This is a genomic window from Nonomuraea sp. NPDC049607 (assembly GCF_040675375.1).
Classification (GTDB): Bacteria; Actinomycetota; Actinomycetes; order Streptosporangiales; family Streptosporangiaceae; genus Nonomuraea.
In genome coordinates this window covers 99,111-114,310 of sequence record NZ_JBFAOV010000010.1, presented here as the reverse complement: position 1 = coordinate 114,310, position 15,200 = coordinate 99,111, and the positions used below count along the sequence as shown (strand labels likewise).

Genomic DNA, 15,200 nt, shown 5'->3' with positions numbered 1-15,200 from the left:
CCTAGAGGGTGCTCGTCAGCGGCCACATCCCGTTGGGCGTGACGATCGTGCCCGCGGAGCCGGCGAGTATGTCCGCCGCCTCGTCGAGCCTGCCGATGGCGGCCATGTCGCCGGTCGTCTCGACGAACCGGCACACCGCCTCGACCTTCGGCCCCATCGACCCGGCCGGGAAACGCAGCCCGCGCAGCTCGTGCGGGGTGGTGCAGGCGATCTCGGTCTGGCCCGGCGCGCCGAAGTCGCGGTACACCCGCGGGACGTCGGTCAGGATGAGGAAGGCGTCGCACTCCAGCGCCTCGGCCAGCATTGAGGCGGTCAGGTCCTTGTCGATGACGGCCTCGACGCCCGCCAGCCGGCCGCGGGCGTCGCGCACGACGGGGATGCCGCCGCCGCCCGCGCAGACCACCACGACGCCCTCGCGGATCATCTTGCGGATCAGCCGGGTCTCCACGATGCGCTGCGGCGTGGGCGAGGGCACGACGCGCCGCCAGCGGTCGCCGTCGGGCTTGACCGTCCAGCCGTACTCGGCGGCCAGCTTGCGGGCCTCGTCCTCCTCGTAGACCTGACCGACGAACTTGGTGGGGTCGTCGAAGGCCGGGTCGACGGCGCTGACCAGGGTCTGGGTGACCATGGCGAGCACCTGCCGGCCGGGCAGGGCGTTCTGCAGCGCCTGCTGCATCCAGTAGCCGATCATGCCCTGCGTCTGCGCGCCGAGCGTGTCGAAGGGGTAGGGGCGGCTCAGGTTCGGGTCCGCGGCGCTCTCCAGCGCCAGCATGCCGACCTGGGGGCCGTTCCCGTGGGTGATGACCAGCTCGTGCTCGCCGGCGAGCCGGGCCAGCGTCCTGACGGCGGTGGCGATGTTGTCCCTCTGCGCCTCGGCGTCCGGCTTCTGGCCGCGTTTGAGCACCGCGTTGCCGCCGAGTGCGACGATGACCCGCATTCAGTCCCCCAGGGTTGCGACCATGACCGCTTTGATGGTGTGCAGCCGGTTCTCGGCCTCGTCGAAGACGATGGAACGCGGCGACTCGAAGACCTCGTCGGTCACCTCCAGGGACTCCAGGCCGGTCCTGGCGTAGATGTCGGCGCCCACGCCGGTCTCCCGGTTGTGGAAGGCGGGCAGGCAGTGCATGAACTTCACGTCCGGATTGCCGGTGGCCCGGACGACGTCGTCGTTCACCTGGTACGGCAGCAGCAGCTCGATCCGCTCGTCCCACACCTCCTTCGGCTCGCCCATCGAGACCCACACGTCGGTGTAGAGGAAGTCGGCGCCCCTGACGCCCTCGGCCACGTCCTCGGTGATGGTGATCCGGGCGCCGGTGGACCTGGCCAGCTCCTCGGCGGGCCGCACCGCGAGGTCGCGGTCGGGCCGCAGCGCCGGCGGGGTGACCAGCCGGATGTCCAGGCCGAGCAGCGCGCCGGTGACCAGCAGCGAGTGGCCGGTGTTGTTGCGCGCGTCCCCGAGGTAGGCGAGGGACACCTCGCGCAGCGGCTTGTCGCTGTGCTCCCGGATGGTGAGCATGTCGGCCAGCATCTGCGTGGGGTGCCACTCGTCGGTCAGGCCGTTCCACACCGGCACGCCGGACAGCGCCGCCAGGTCCTCGACGTAGGACTGCTTGCTGCCCCGGTACTCGATGCCGTCGAACATCCGGCCCAGCACCCGCGCGGTGTCCTTGACCGACTCCTTGTGCCCGATGTGCGAGCCGGCCGGGTCGAGGTAGGTGACGTGCGCCCCCTGGTCGTGGGCGGCCACCTCGAACGCGCAGCGGGTGCGGGTCGAGGTCTTCTCGAAGATGAGCGCGATGTTCTTGCCGTGGAGCCGCTGCCGTTCGACCCCGGCGTACTTGGCGGCCTTCAGCTCTGCCGACAGGTGCAGCAGGAAGCCGAACTCCTCCGGCGTGAAGTCCAGTTCCTTGAGGAAACTGCGGTTGCGCAGGTTGAACGCCATGTCACCCCTTCTGGATGCCGTCCTAGATGCCGTCGCGCTCCAGCGGGCAGCTCATGCACCGCGGCCCGCCGCGTCCTCTGCCCAGCTCGCTGCCCCGGATCGTGATGACCTCGATGCCGTTGTCGCGCAGGTGGTTGTTCGTGGTGGTGTTGCGCTCGTAGGCGACGACGACGCCGGGCTCGACGGCCAGGCCGTTGCAGCCGTCGTCCCATTGCTCGCGTTCGGCGGCGTACACGTCCTGGTGGGGGGTCAGGACGGTGATGTCGTCCATGTCCAGGGCGTGGGCGATGGCCCTGTGCATGTCCTGGGGCGGGTGGTCGGTGACCCTGAGCTCCTTGGAGGTGTCGCCCGGCTCGATGGTGTACGCCGGCAACATCCCGAGCCCGGCGTACTTGGTGAACACCCCGACGTCGAGCATGGTCATGACCGTGTCCAGATGCATGAACGCGCGCGCCTTCGGCATGTCCAGCGCCACGATCCGGGTCGCGGATCCGGCGCTGAACAGCCGCTGGGCCAGCATCTCGACCGCCTGCGGCTGGGTGCGCTCGCTCATCCCGACCAGCACCGCGCCGCGCCCGATGACCAGCACGTCGCCGCCCTCCAGGGTGGCCGGCGCCATCGCGTGGCCGGGCAGCCAGCAGTGGAAGCCGCCCTCGTAGGGCCGGTCGAAGCCGGCGGCGAACATCGGGTGGAACCGGTAGACGGCCTCCAGGTTGACCGTCTCGCGCATGCGGGCCTTCTTGCGCATCGCGTTGATCGACACGCCGTCGTAGATCCAGCAGGAGGTGTCGCGGGTGAACAGGTGGTTGGGCAGCGGCGGCAGGATGAAGTCGTCGTCGGCGGTGGAGTGGAAGGCCACCGACTTGGGGTCGCAGCCCATCGCGACCAGCTCGCGCTTGGTGATGCCGCCGGTCAGGTGCACCTGGAGAGTGGTGGCGTCCATGCCGTCGAGGGTGTTGCGGATGTCGTCGATGGCGATCGGGCCGAGCCAGCGCTCGTCGATGACGGCGTCGAGGATGTGCTTGCGGGCCTCGGGGATGTCGACCACGTCGCGCAGCAGGTCGGCCAGCATGTGGACGACGATGCCGCGGTCGCGCAGCACCCGCTCGAACTCCTCGTGCTCCTCCACCGCGCGCTGCACCCACAGCACGTCGTCGAACAGGAAGGCGTCCTTGTTGCTCGGGGTCAGCCGTTTGAGGGCCAGTTCCGGCTTGTGCAGCAGGACCTGGCGCAGCCGGCCGACCTCTGAATCGACATGAAAGGTCATTTTTCAGATATCCCCTCAGCGCGGCGGACATCACGCGGTCCGTACTCGCCGTGCCTGGCCTTCAGCCAGATGTAGACGGGCACGCCGACCAACAACATGAGCGTCCCGCCGAGCACGGCCGGGGGCCCGGAGCCGTACGCCATCCAGAACGAGAACAGCAGCGCGAGCACCGCGACGGCCAGGTCGCGGGCCAGCCGCCCCCGGTCGATCCGCCGCTCCCGGGTCACCAGCCAGAACAGCTGCGCGGCGGCCGAGAAGAAGTACGGGATGACCGTGGTGAAGGAGGCCAGCAGCACGATCGTGTCGAAGGCGTTGGCGGAGGCGTAGCCCACCAGCAGCATGAGCGAGGTGAGGACGGTCCCGGCCAGGATGCCCGTCAGGGGCGCGCCGCGGCGGGTGACCACGGCGAAGGCGGGCGGGAACAAGCCGTCCTTGGAGGCGGCCAGCGGCATCTCGGCGACCAGCAGGGTCCAGCCGTTCAGCGCGCCGATGCCGGAGATCATGGCGCAGACCGCCATGAGCAGCCCGCCGCCGGTACCGCCGAACATGTGGTCGAGCGCGGCGGCGAACGGCGCGGTGGACCCGACGAGCTCCTCCTGCGGCACGGTGCCCATGACGGCGACCGTGCTGAGGATGTACATGACGGCGCAGGCCAGCACGCCGATGACGCTGGCCCGGCCGATGGTGCGGGCGGGGTCCCTGACCCGGTCGGCCGCGATGGCGGCGCTCTCCACGCCCGAGTAGATGAACAGCGTGACCGCCCCCGCCAGGGAGACGGCGGAGACCCAGCCGTCCCCGGTGGCGTTGAACGGGGGGTAGTTGTCCTGGTGCACGAAGAACAGGCCCACGACCGCCACGAACAGCAGCGGCGCGAACTTCAGGATCGTGGTGACCACCTGGAAGGCGGCCGCGTTGCGCACGCCGGCCAGGTTCACCACGGCCGGGATCCACAACCCGGTCAGGCCGATCAGGATCGGGCTGAGCGTGCCGCCCCAGTTGAGCCCGAACAGCCCGTGGGCCAGGTACTGGACGTAGCCCACCCACGCCACGGCGATGGCCGCGTTGCCGATCCACGCGGTCAGCCAGAACGACCAGGCGATCCAGAACCCGGCGAACTCCCCGAACGCCTCGCGGGCGTAGGCGTAGGGGCCGCCCGCCGCCGGGACGCGCCCGCCCAGGCGGCCGAAGACGATCGCCATCGCGATGGCGCCCGCGGTGACCAGGACCATGGAGACCAGGCTCACCGTCCCGAACGCCGCCAGCGAGGCGGGCAGCAGGAAGATGCCGGTGCCCACGACGTTCCCCATGACCAGCGCGACGGCCGCGCCGAGGCCCAGGCCGCCCGCGGCCGACGAGCGCGTCCCGCGCGCCGCCGTCCGCACGCCGTTCGAGGGCGGACGTGGTTCCCCCATGCGTGCCCCCCGCGCGAGTCCCCAGGAAGAGCCGCCGCCGAACGCGTACGGCCCTCGGGGACGTGCCCTACGCGAAGGACGCCGACACGGGGGTGGCGGGGGTTTTACCTGATCGCGGGGTGCGGCAGGGTGTCGGGCGAGCCCGACAGCAGCAGCACGACGGCGAAGACCGCCAGGCACAGCGCCATCAGCGCCAGCGGCCAGGCCAGCGACGCGGGGGCGCCGTGCCGGGACATGGCCGCGAACAGCTCGGGGTCCTCCTGCCGGACCTGCCGGGCGATGGCCTTGAGCACCGACTGCTCGCGTGCCGACAACGCCATGTGAAACCTCCCCCGAGAAGACTTAGAGGAGGTTTTATACCTGTATGTCGGCAATTGCCAAATTCGCTGGTGTGGCGGGACGAACGGCCGGTCAGGAGGGCCCGCCGCACCCGGAGGGCAGGGCGGGGTGCTCGCGTTGTACCAGGTAGTGCCTGGTACTGTGTGTCCCGACCAACACCCTTTTAAGACCCGTCCCGTGAGGCGGGAAAGGTGGTGAGATCCTCCATGTCCGATTCCAGGGCCGTGCTTGAAGGCCCGGACATCCACCGGGCGCTGACCCGTATCGCGCACGAGATCCTCGAACGCACCAAAGGCGCCGGTGACGTCGTCCTCCTCGGCATCCCGACCCGCGGCGCCACGCTCGCCCGCAGGCTCGGCGACCGAGTGGAGCAGTTCGAAGGGCTCAAGATCCCCGTCGGCTCGATCGACATCACGATGTACCGCGACGACCTGCGCAGCGGTCCCGTCCGCCCGCTCGGGCGCACCGAGCTGCCGCCCGACGGCATCGACGGCAAGGTGGTCGTCCTCGTCGACGACGTGCTCTACTCCGGCCGCACCGTCCGCGCCGCGCTCGACGCGCTCAACGACCTCGGCCGTCCCACCGCCGTGCAGCTCGCCACGCTGGTCGACCGCGGCCACCGCGAGCTGCCGATCCGCGCCGACTACGTGGGCAAGAACCTGCCCACCGCCAAGAGCGAGAAGGTCAAGGTCTACCTCTCCGAGATCGACGGCCGCGACGCCGTCCTGCTCATGAAGGAGGACGACAGATGAACCGGCATCTCATCTCGGCGGGCGACCTCACCAAGGACGACGCGCTGCTCATCCTCGACACCGCCGAGGAGCTGGCCAGGGTCTCGGAACGGTCCATCAAGAAGCTGCCCACGCTGCGCGGCCGCACGGTGGTCAACCTGTTCTTCGAGGACTCCACGCGCACCCGCATCTCCTTCGAGGCGGCGGCCAAGCGGCTCTCGGCCGACGTCATCAACTTCTCGGCCAAGGGGTCGAGCGTGTCCAAGGGCGAGTCGCTCAAGGACACCGCGCTCACCCTGGAGGCCATGGGCGCCGACGCCGTCGTCATCCGCCACGGCTCCTCCGGCGCGCCGCACCGGCTGGCCGGCTGGGTGCGCGGCAGCGTCGTCAACGCCGGCGACGGCACCCACGAGCACCCCACGCAGGCGCTGCTCGACGCCTTCTCCATGCGCCGCCGCCTCGGCGGGCTCGACGGGCGCCGGGTCACCATCGTCGGCGACGTCCTGCACAGCCGGGTCGCCCGCTCCAACGTGCTGCTGCTCAACACGCTCGGCGCCGAGGTCACCCTCGTCGCGCCGCCCACGCTGCTGCCCGTCTCGGTCGGCACCTGGCCGTGCGAGGTGTCCTACGACTTCGACGCCGTGCTGCCCAAGTCCGACGCGGTCATGATGCTGCGGGTGCAGAAGGAGCGGATGAACGCCGCCTACTTCCCCAGCGAGCGCGAGTACTCCCGCCGCTACGGCCTCGACCGCGACCGCTTCGCCAAGATGCCGGACGAGGCCATCGTCATGCACCCCGGGCCGATGAACCGGGGCATGGAGATCGCCGCCGAGGTGGCCGACTCGCCGCGCTCCACCATCGTGGAGCAGGTCGCCAACGGCGTGACCATCCGCATGGCCGTCCTGTACCTGCTGCTCGGGGGAGAGATCCAGTGAGTGAGCGGAGCGAACGAACCAGGAGGCACAGCATCATGATGATCGTCGTGCCGACGAAGGAGGCACGATGATCATCAAAAATGTCCGGATCCTCGGCGGGGAGCCGGTGGACATCCGGATCGCCGACGGGCGCATCGCCGAGATCGGCGCCGGCCTCGACGCCGGTCCCGGCGGCGAGACCGTCGAGGGCCGCGGCGCGATCGCGCTGCCCGGCCTGGTCGACCTGCACACCCACCTGCGCGAGCCCGGCCGCGAGGACGCCGAGACCGTCCAGACCGGCACCCAGTCCGCGGCGCGCGGAGGCTACACCGCCGTGCACGCCATGGCCAACACCTCGCCCGTCGCCGACACCGCCGGCGTGGTCGAGCAGGTCTGGCGGCTCGGCCGCGAGTTCGGCCACTGCGACGTGCAGCCGGTCGGCGCCGTCACCGTCGGCCTGGAGGGCAGGCAGCTCGCCGAGCTCGGCGCGATGGCCGACTCCGCCGCCCGCGTCCGGGTCTTCTCCGACGACGGCAAGTGCGTCAGCGACGCCGTGCTGATGCGCCGCGCCCTGGAGTACGTCAAGGCGTTCGACGGCGTCGTCGCCCAGCACGCCCAGGAGCCCAGGCTCACCGAGGGCGCCCAGATGAACGAGGGCGTCGTCTCCGGCAGGCTCGGCCTGACCGGCTGGCCGGCCGTGGCCGAGGAGGCGGTCATCGCCCGCGACTGCCTGCTGGCCGCGCACGTCGGCTCCCGCCTGCACGTCTGCCACGTCTCCACCGCCGGCTCGGTCGAGATCATCCGCTGGGCCAAGTCCAAGGGCTGGAACATCACCGCCGAGGTCACCCCTCACCACCTGCTCCTCACCGACGACCTCGTCGAGGAGTCCCCGGTCGGCGCCTACAACCCGATCTACAAGGTCAACCCGCCGCTGCGCACGCACGCCGACGTCCAGGCGCTGCGCGCCGCGCTGGCCGACGGCACCATCGACGTCGTCGCCACCGACCACGCCCCCCACCCGGTCGAGGACAAGGAGACCGAGTGGCCGGCCGCGGCCATGGGCATGATCGGCCTGGAGACGGCGCTGAGCGTCGTCCAGGAGGCCATGGTCGAGACCGGGCTGCTCGACTGGGCCGGGGTCGCCGAGCGCATGTCGCTCACCCCCGCCCGCATCGGCCGCCTGTCCGGCCACGGCAGGCCGCTGGAGCCGGGCGCGCCGGCCAACATCACGCTGTACGACCCGTCGGCCCGCACCGAGGTGGACCCCTCCGCCTACGCCTCCAAGAGCAGGAACACCCCGTACGAGGGGATGACGTTGCCCGGCCGGGTGGTCGCCACGTTCCTGCGCGGCACGCCGACCGTTCTCGAAGGGAAGCTGGTTTGAACACCGCGGTGCTCGTCCTGGAAGACGGCCGCGTCTTCCACGGAACCTCTTACGGCGCCGAAGGCGAGACGTTCGGCGAGATGGTCTTCAACACCGGCATGACCGGCTACCAGGAGACCCTCACCGACCCCTCCTACCACCGGCAGATCGTCGCCATGACGGCCCCGCACATCGGCAACACCGGCGTCAACGACGAGGACCCCGAGTCGGGCCGCGTCTGGGTCGCCGGGTACGTCGTGCGCGAGCCGTCCAGGATCGTCTCCAACTGGCGGGCCGACCGCTCGCTCGACGACTACCTCAAGCAGCAGGGCGTCGTCGGCATCGCCATCACCGGCACCCGCGCCCTGACCCGCCACCTGCGCGAGCGCGGCGCGATGCGGGCCGGCATCTTCTCGGACCCCTCCGCGACCGTCGACGAGCTCGTCGAGCGGGTGCGGAACTCGCCCGCCATGGAGGGCGCCGACCTGGCCGCCGAAGTGGCCACGGCCGAGCCCTACGTCGTGCCCGCCGTCGGCGCCAGGCGCTTCACCGTCGCCGCCGTCGACCTGGGCATCAAGGGCATGACCCCGCACCGCATGGCCGAGCGCGGCTGCGAGGTGCACGTGCTGCCCGCCACGGCCACGTACGAGCAGATCATGGCGGTCGAGCCCGACGGCGTGTTCTTCTCCAACGGCCCCGGCGACCCCGCCACCGCCGACGTGTCGGCCCTCCAGAGTGTCCTCGCGGCCAGGGTGCCGTTCTTCGGCATCTGCTTCGGCAACCAGCTCTTCGGCCGCGCGCTCGGCCTGTCCACGTACAAGCTGCGCTACGGCCACCGCGGCGTCAACCAGCCGGTCCAGGACGTGCGCACGGGCAAGGTCGAGATCTCGGCCCACAACCACGGGTTCGCGGTCGAGGCGCCGATCGGCGAGGCGTTCGAGACCCCGTACGGTCCGGCCGAGGTCAGCCACGTCAACCTCAACGACCGCTGTGTGGAGGGCCTGCGCCTGCTCGACGGGCGGGCCTTCAGCGTCCAGTACCACCCCGAGGCCGCCGCGGGTCCGCACGACGCCGCTTATCTCTTCGACGAGTTCTGTGAGGTCATGAGCCGTGCCCAAGCGTGAGGACATCCGGTCGGTCCTGGTGATCGGCTCCGGGCCGATCGTGATCGGCCAGGCGTGCGAGTTCGACTACTCGGGCACCCAGGCCTGCCGGGTGCTGCGGGCCGAGGGCTTCCGCGTCATCCTGGTCAACAGCAACCCGGCCACGATCATGACGGACCCGGAGTTCGCCGACGCCACGTACGTCGAGCCGATCACCCCCGAGTACGTCGAGAAGATCATCGCCAAGGAGCGCCCCGACGCGCTGCTGCCCACCCTGGGCGGCCAGACCGCGCTGAACACCGCGGTCGCCCTGCACGAGTCGGGCGTGCTGGAGAAGTACGAGGTCGAGCTGATCGGCGCCGACTTCGACGCGATCCAGGCGGGCGAGAACCGCGAGAAGTTCAAGGAGATCGTCGCCAAGGTCGCGCGCGAGCACGGGCTCAACGCCGAGTCGGCCAAATCGGTCATCTGCCACACGATGCAGGACTGCCTGGCCGCCGCCGGCGAGCTGGGCTACCCGCTGGTCGTACGGCCCAGCTTCACCATGGGCGGCGTCGGCTCCGGCTTCGCCTACGGCGAGGACGACCTGCGCCGCATCGCCGGCGCCGGCCTCGACGCCTCGCCGACCACCGAGGTGCTCCTGGAGGAGTCGATCCTCGGCTGGAAGGAGTACGAGCTGGAGGTCATGCGCGACAAGGCGGACAACGTCGTCATCGTCTGCTCCATCGAGAACATCGACCCGATGGGCGTGCACACCGGCGACAGCGTCACCGTCGCGCCCGCGCTGACCCTGACCGACCGCGAGTACCAGAACATGCGTGACGTCGCCATCGCGGTCATCCGCGAGGTCGGCGTCGACACCGGCGGCTGCAACATCCAGTTCGCCGTCGACCCGCGCACCGGGCGCATGATCGTCATCGAGATGAACCCGCGCGTCTCCCGCTCCAGCGCCCTGGCCTCCAAGGCCACCGGCTTCCCGATCGCCAAGATCGCCGCCAAGCTGGCCATCGGCTACACCCTCGACGAGATCCCCAACGACATCACCAAGGAGACCCCGGCCTCCTTCGAGCCGACGCTCGACTACATCGTGGTCAAGGTGCCGCGCTTCGCCTTCGAGAAGTTCCGCGGGGCCGACCGCACGCTGACCACGCACATGAAGTCCGTGGGCGAGGCCATGGCCATCGGCCGCTCCTTCACCGAGGCGCTGCAGAAGGCGCTGCGCTCGCTGGAGAAGAAGGACTCCGCCTTCACCTGGGCGGGGCCCGTCCAGGACAAGGACGAGCTGCTGGCGGCCTGCCGCACCCCGCACGACGGACGGCTGCGCACGATGCAGCAGGCCGTGCGGGCGGGCGCGACCGCGGCCGAGCTGTTCGAGGCCACCAGCGTCGACCCCTGGTTCCTCGACCAGCTCCTGCTGCTGGAGGAGGAGGCCCAGGAGATCGCCGCCGCGCCCGAGCTCACCGCCGGCGCGCTGACCCGCGCCAAGCACCACGGCTTCTCCGACGCGCAGATCGCCGAGATCCGCGGCGTCGAGGAGGCCCACGTGCGCGGGCTGCGCCACGCGCTCGGCGTGCGGCCGGTCTACAACACCGTCGACACCTGCGCCGCCGAGTTCGCCGCCAGGACGCCGTACCTGTACTCCACCTACGACGAGGAGACCGAGGTCCCCTACGGCGAGCGGGAGAAGGTCATCATCCTCGGCTCCGGGCCCAACCGCATCGGGCAGGGCATCGAGTTCGACTACGCGTGCGTGCACGCCTCGTTCGAGCTGTCGCGGGCCGGGTTCGAGACCGTCATGGTCAACTGCAACCCCGAGACCGTCTCCACCGACTACGACACCTCCGACCGGCTCTACTTCGAGCCGCTGACGCTGGAGGACGTCCTGGAGGTGGTGCACGCCGAGCAGCAGACCGGCCCGGTCGTGGGCGTGATCGTGCAGCTCGGCGGGCAGACGCCGCTCGGCCTGGCGCAGGCGCTCAAGGACGCCGGCGTGCCCGTGGTCGGCACCTCGCCCGAGTCGATCCACCTGGCCGAGGAGCGCGGCGCGTTCGGGCGGGTGCTGGCCGAGGCCGGCCTGCCCGCGCCCAAGCACGGCACCGCGCTGACGGTGCCGGAGGCGCTGGAGATCGCCGGCGAGATCGGCTACCCGGTGCTGGTGCGGCCCTCGTACGTGCTCGGCGGGGCCGGCATGGCCATCGTCTACGACGACAGAACGCTGACGACGTACATGGCGGCCCAGGAGGGCGGCCACCCGGTCCTGGTGGACAAGTTCCTCGACGAGGCCATCGAGATCGACGTGGACGCGCTCTACGACGGCGAGGAGCTGTTCCTCGGCGGCGTCATGGAGCACATCGAGGAGGCCGGCATCCACTCCGGCGACTCGGCCTGCGCGCTGCCGCCGCTGACGCTCGGCAGCCACGACGTCAAGCGCATCCGCGCCGCCACCGAGGCCATCGCCGCCGGGGTGGGCGTGCGCGGGCTCCTGAACGTCCAGTACGCCATGTCCGCCGGCGTCCTGTACGTCCTGGAGGCCAACCCGCGGGCGAGCCGTACCGTGCCGTTCGTGTCCAAGGCCACGGCCACGCCGCTGGCCAAGGCGGCGGCCCGGGTGATGCTCGGCTCCTCGATCGCCTCGCTGCGCGCGGAGGGCATGCTGCCGGCCACCGGCGACGGCGGCACGCTGCCGATGGAGGCGTCCATCGCGGTCAAGGAGGCCGTGCTGCCCTTCAACCGCTTCCGGGGCGTCGACATCGTGCTCGGGCCCGAGATGCGCTCCACGGGCGAGGTCATGGGCATCGACGCGTTCTTCGGCGTGGCGTACGCCAAGTCCCAGGCGGGCGCTTATGGGGAACTCCCGACCAAGGGACGCGCGTTCGTGTCCGTGGCCAACAGGGACAAGCGTGCGATGATCTTCCCTGTGAAGGCACTGGCCGACCTCGGCTTCGAGATCCTCGCCACCGAGGGCACGGCCGAGGTGCTGCGCCGCAACGGTGTCCATGCCAAGATCGTGCGAAAGCACAGCGAGGGGACCGGGCCCGGAGGTGAGCCTACGAGCGTGCAGGCGATTCTCGACGGCGAGGTGGACCTGATCGTCAACACGCCGTTCGGCAGCCCGGGCCAGTCCGGGCCGCGCCTGGACGGCTACGAGATCCGCACCGCGGCGGTGCTGCGCGGCATCCCGTGCATCACCACCGTCGCCGGGCTGGCCGCCGCGGCGGCCGGGATCCAGGCGATCGTCCGCGGCGACGTCGGGGTGCGTTCACTCCAGGAGCACGCACAGGCACTACGCGGCTGACCCGCGCGGGAGGTGAAGACGACTGGCCGGCACACCTGTGCAGGTGACGGGCACGGTGCTGACGACGCGCCGGGTCGACGCCTACCATGCGCTGACGGTGGTGGCGCCCGGCATCGCCGAGCGTTACCGCCCCGGCCACTTCGTCTCCGTGGCGGTCGGCGGGCCCCACACGTCGATGGTGACGCGCCGCGCGCTGTCCATCCATGACGTCAAGTCCGACTACGGCGGCACGGTCGAGCTCGTCTTCACCGCCGCCGGGCCGGGCACGTCCTGGCTGGCCGAGCGGCGCGCCCGCGACACGCTGGACCTGGTCGGGCCGCTCGGGAGGCCGTTCCCGCTGCCGCGCGACCCGGTCAACTGCGTGCTGGTCGGCGCCGAGTACGGCTCGGCCGTGCTGTTCCCGCTGGCCGACGCGCTGCTGGCGCGCGGCTGCCGGGTCGACTTCGTGCTCGGCGGCGCCGGGGCCGACCGCGTCTTCGGCGCCATGCGGGCCCGCCGCATCGCCGAGACGACGACCCTGACCACCGAGGACGGCTCGCTCGGCCTGCGCGGCAAGGTCACCGACGCGCTGCCCTCGGTGATCGCCGACACCCGGGCCGACGCCGTCTACGCCTGCGCGCCCATGCCGGCGCTGCGGGCGGTGACGGCGGTGGCGATGGAGTTCGACATCCCGGTGCAGGTGGCCGTCGAGGAGTCGATGGCCTGCGGCATCGGCGTGTGCATGACGTGCGTCATCCCGGTCATCGGCGACGACGGCGCGACCAGGATGGTCCGCGCCTGCGCGGAGGGGCCGGTGTTCCGGGGGGAGCGGGTGCGGTTCGAGGACGTGGGAACGATCCCGTTCGACGCGCTCGGCGCCCCCGGAGGCGGTGCACGACATGTCAGTTGATATGCGTACATTTCTGGCGCACGTGGAGCTGGGGAACCCGATCACCACGGCCGCCGGCTGCGCGGGCTCGGGCCAGGAGCTCGCCCAGTTCTTCGACCTCCACCGGCTCGGCGCGCTGACCACCCGGTCCGTCACCATGGCCCCGCGCGCGGGCCGTCCGACGCCGCGCATGGCCGAGACGCCCTCAGGCATGCTCAACGCCGTCGGGCTCCAGGGGCCGGGCATCGAGGCGTACCTGGAGCGCGAGCTGCCCTGGCTGGCCCAGCGCGGCATCAAGACCATCGTCTCGATCGGCGGCGGCACTGTCGCCGAGTACTCCGAGCTGGCCCGCAGGCTCGCCGACGCGCCCGGGGTGACCGCTCTGGAGGTCAACCTTTCTTGCCCGAACATGGAGGACCGAGGGCGTGTCTTCGCGCGTGAGGGCAGCGCCGCGGCCGAGGTGATCGCCTCGGTGCGCTCCATCATGCGCTACGACGTCCCCGTGGTGGCCAAGCTCGCGCCCGACGTGGCCGACATCGTCTCCGTCGCCCGCGCCTGCGTGGACGCCGGCGCGGACGCGCTGTCCATGATCAACAACCCGCTCGGCATGGCCATCGACACCGAGGCGCTGCGCCCCTCGCTGGCCGCCGTCACCGGAGGGCTGTCGGGGCCCGCCATCCTGCCCCTGGCCGTCCGCTGCGTGTGGCAGGTGCACGCGGCCCTGCCCGGGGTGCCGCTGATCGGCATGGGCGGCGTGATGACCGGCAGGGACGCCTTCCAGCTCATCCTGGCGGGCGCCTGCCTCGTCGGGGTGGGCACCGCCCTGTTCCACGACCCCTACGCGTGCCTGCGCATCGAGCGCGAGCTTGAGGACCTGCTGCGGGCCCGCGGCTTCCAACGCCTCGCCGACGCCGTCGGCCTGGCCCACCGACCGCCGGGGAGCGCTCCCCGGCACCTTCTGGCCGACTCCGAGGAGATCTCCCCTTGACGCCCGCACCCATCGCCGTCGCCCTCGACGCCCCCGACCTGGAGACCGCCGCCCGGTGGGCGAGCCTGGTGACGCCGCACGTCAGCACCATCAAGGTGGGCCTGGAGCTCTACCTGCGCTACGGCCCCGACGTGATCGCCTCCGTACGCGGCGCCAGCGGCGTGCAGATCTTCCTCGACCTCAAGCTGCACGACATCCCCAACACCGTCGCGGGCGCCGCCAAGGCCGTCTCCCGCCTGCGCCCGGCCATCCTGACCGTGCACGCGGCCGGCGGCGCGGCCATGATCCGGGCCGCGGTCGAGTCCGCGCCGCAGACCAAGATCGCCGCTGTGACGATCCTCACCTCGCTGAACGAGTCCGACCTCGACCGCATCGGCCTGGCCGGGCCCGCGGACGAGGCCGTGCGCCGCCTGGCGGCCCTGTCGGTCGAGGCCGGCGCCACGGCGCTGGTGTGCTCGCCCCACGAGGTCGCGGCGGTGCGGGCCGAGGTGGGGCCCGGCATCACCCTCATCACGCCCGGCGTGCGCCCTCAGGGGGCCGACGTGCAGGACCAGGTACGCGTGGCGACCCCCGAGCAGGCGCTGGCCGACGGCGCCGACCTGCTCGTGATCGGCCGCCCGATCACCGGCTCGGCGGACCCGGGAGCGGCCGCCGCCGCCATCGCCGCCTCGCTGCGCCGCACGACCGCCTCCTGACCCGGTTTCCCGGCCTGGTTCGCCCGGGCCGTTTCCGGGCCGGTCTTCCGGCGCGCGGGCGGGGCATGGCGGCAGGCGTCGCCGGACCGTCCGCACAGCCCTCGCTCACAAGATCGTAATGCATCCGGCGGGCGTTCGCGCACCCTTCCCGAATCGGGTTTCGGTCCTGGTCCGGCCCTGGTTTCGGACATGATCGGCCGACGCGCGGACGATCTTCGCCGTGTTCCGGGACGCCGTCCGGGCCGCTCGCGTGAAGCGGGAAGTGAGGGCGATTTGATCAGCA

Annotated in this window: 13 protein-coding genes; 8 read left to right on the top strand and 5 right to left on the bottom strand. The window is 71.4% G+C overall.

Translation table 11 applies throughout. The features are described from left to right. Nucleotide 1 precedes the first annotated feature (1 nt). From arcC to AB0J97_RS21385, 5 genes are all read right to left on the bottom strand, one after another. Nucleotides 2–937 (bottom strand): carbamate kinase, encoded by a 936-nt coding sequence (gene arcC / locus AB0J97_RS21405; RefSeq protein ID WP_357705329.1) that lies wholly within the window; start codon nt 935–937, stop codon nt 2–4. Then, nucleotides 938–1,942, bottom strand: a complete 1,005-nt coding sequence (gene argF, locus AB0J97_RS21400) for an ornithine carbamoyltransferase (RefSeq protein ID WP_364091230.1) — start codon at nt 1,940–1,942, stop codon at nt 938–940. A gap of 22 nt (nt 1,943–1,964) precedes the next feature. Next, nucleotides 1,965–3,209, bottom strand: a complete 1,245-nt coding sequence (locus AB0J97_RS21395) for an arginine deiminase (RefSeq protein ID WP_364091227.1) — start codon at nt 3,207–3,209, stop codon at nt 1,965–1,967. Continuing rightward, the gene (locus AB0J97_RS21390; protein ID WP_364091223.1) at nt 3,206–4,621 is read right to left on the bottom strand and encodes an amino acid permease; all 1,416 of its coding nucleotides are present in this window, start codon (nt 4,619–4,621) and stop codon (nt 3,206–3,208) included. The genes AB0J97_RS21395 and AB0J97_RS21390 overlap by 4 nt, the downstream gene beginning before the upstream one ends. 104 nt (nt 4,622–4,725) lie before the next feature. Beyond that, nucleotides 4,726–4,941 carry a DUF3040 domain-containing protein gene (locus tag AB0J97_RS21385; RefSeq protein WP_364091220.1) on the bottom strand — a complete coding sequence of 72 codons (216 nt, stop codon included), beginning with the start codon at nt 4,939–4,941 and terminating at the stop codon, nt 4,726–4,728. A gap of 225 nt (nt 4,942–5,166) precedes the next feature. Here AB0J97_RS21385 and pyrR point away from each other — a divergent pair, with 225 nt between their 5' ends. The 8 genes from pyrR (at nt 5,167) to pyrF (ending at nt 14,917) form a co-directional block, all read left to right on the top strand. Further along, nucleotides 5,167–5,712: a bifunctional pyr operon transcriptional regulator/uracil phosphoribosyltransferase PyrR gene (gene pyrR, locus AB0J97_RS21380; RefSeq protein WP_357705334.1), complete on the top strand. Its 546-nt coding sequence runs from the start codon at nt 5,167–5,169 to the stop codon at nt 5,710–5,712. After that, the gene (locus AB0J97_RS21375) at nt 5,709–6,626 is read left to right on the top strand and encodes an aspartate carbamoyltransferase catalytic subunit (RefSeq protein ID WP_352353188.1); all 918 of its coding nucleotides are present in this window, start codon (nt 5,709–5,711) and stop codon (nt 6,624–6,626) included. Before pyrR ends, AB0J97_RS21375 begins: the two co-directional genes overlap by 4 nt. A gap of 67 nt (nt 6,627–6,693) precedes the next feature. Continuing rightward, complete coding sequence (locus tag AB0J97_RS21370; RefSeq protein ID WP_364091216.1) at nt 6,694–7,989, top strand: dihydroorotase; 1,296 nt, start codon at nt 6,694–6,696, stop codon at nt 7,987–7,989. Then, a complete protein-coding gene (carA, locus tag AB0J97_RS21365; RefSeq protein WP_364091214.1) occupies nt 7,986–9,092 on the top strand; it encodes a glutamine-hydrolyzing carbamoyl-phosphate synthase small subunit in 1,107 nt (368 codons plus the stop codon). Before AB0J97_RS21370 ends, carA begins: the two co-directional genes overlap by 4 nt. Continuing rightward, nucleotides 9,079–12,366, top strand: coding sequence for a carbamoyl-phosphate synthase large subunit (gene carB, locus AB0J97_RS21360; RefSeq protein ID WP_364091211.1), 3,288 nt, complete (start codon nt 9,079–9,081; stop codon nt 12,364–12,366). The genes carA and carB overlap by 14 nt, the downstream gene beginning before the upstream one ends. A 22-nt stretch (nt 12,367–12,388) precedes the next feature. Next, nucleotides 12,389–13,255, top strand: a complete 867-nt coding sequence (locus tag AB0J97_RS21355) for a dihydroorotate dehydrogenase electron transfer subunit (protein WP_364091497.1) — start codon at nt 12,389–12,391, stop codon at nt 13,253–13,255. Continuing rightward, nucleotides 13,245–14,222: a dihydroorotate dehydrogenase gene (locus AB0J97_RS21350; protein ID WP_357705340.1), complete on the top strand. Its 978-nt coding sequence runs from the start codon at nt 13,245–13,247 to the stop codon at nt 14,220–14,222. The genes AB0J97_RS21355 and AB0J97_RS21350 overlap by 11 nt, the downstream gene beginning before the upstream one ends. After that, a complete protein-coding gene (gene pyrF, locus AB0J97_RS21345) occupies nt 14,219–14,917 on the top strand; it encodes an orotidine-5'-phosphate decarboxylase (RefSeq protein WP_357705341.1) in 699 nt (232 codons plus the stop codon). Before AB0J97_RS21350 ends, pyrF begins: the two co-directional genes overlap by 4 nt. The last annotated feature ends 283 nt before the right edge of the window (nt 14,918–15,200 follow it).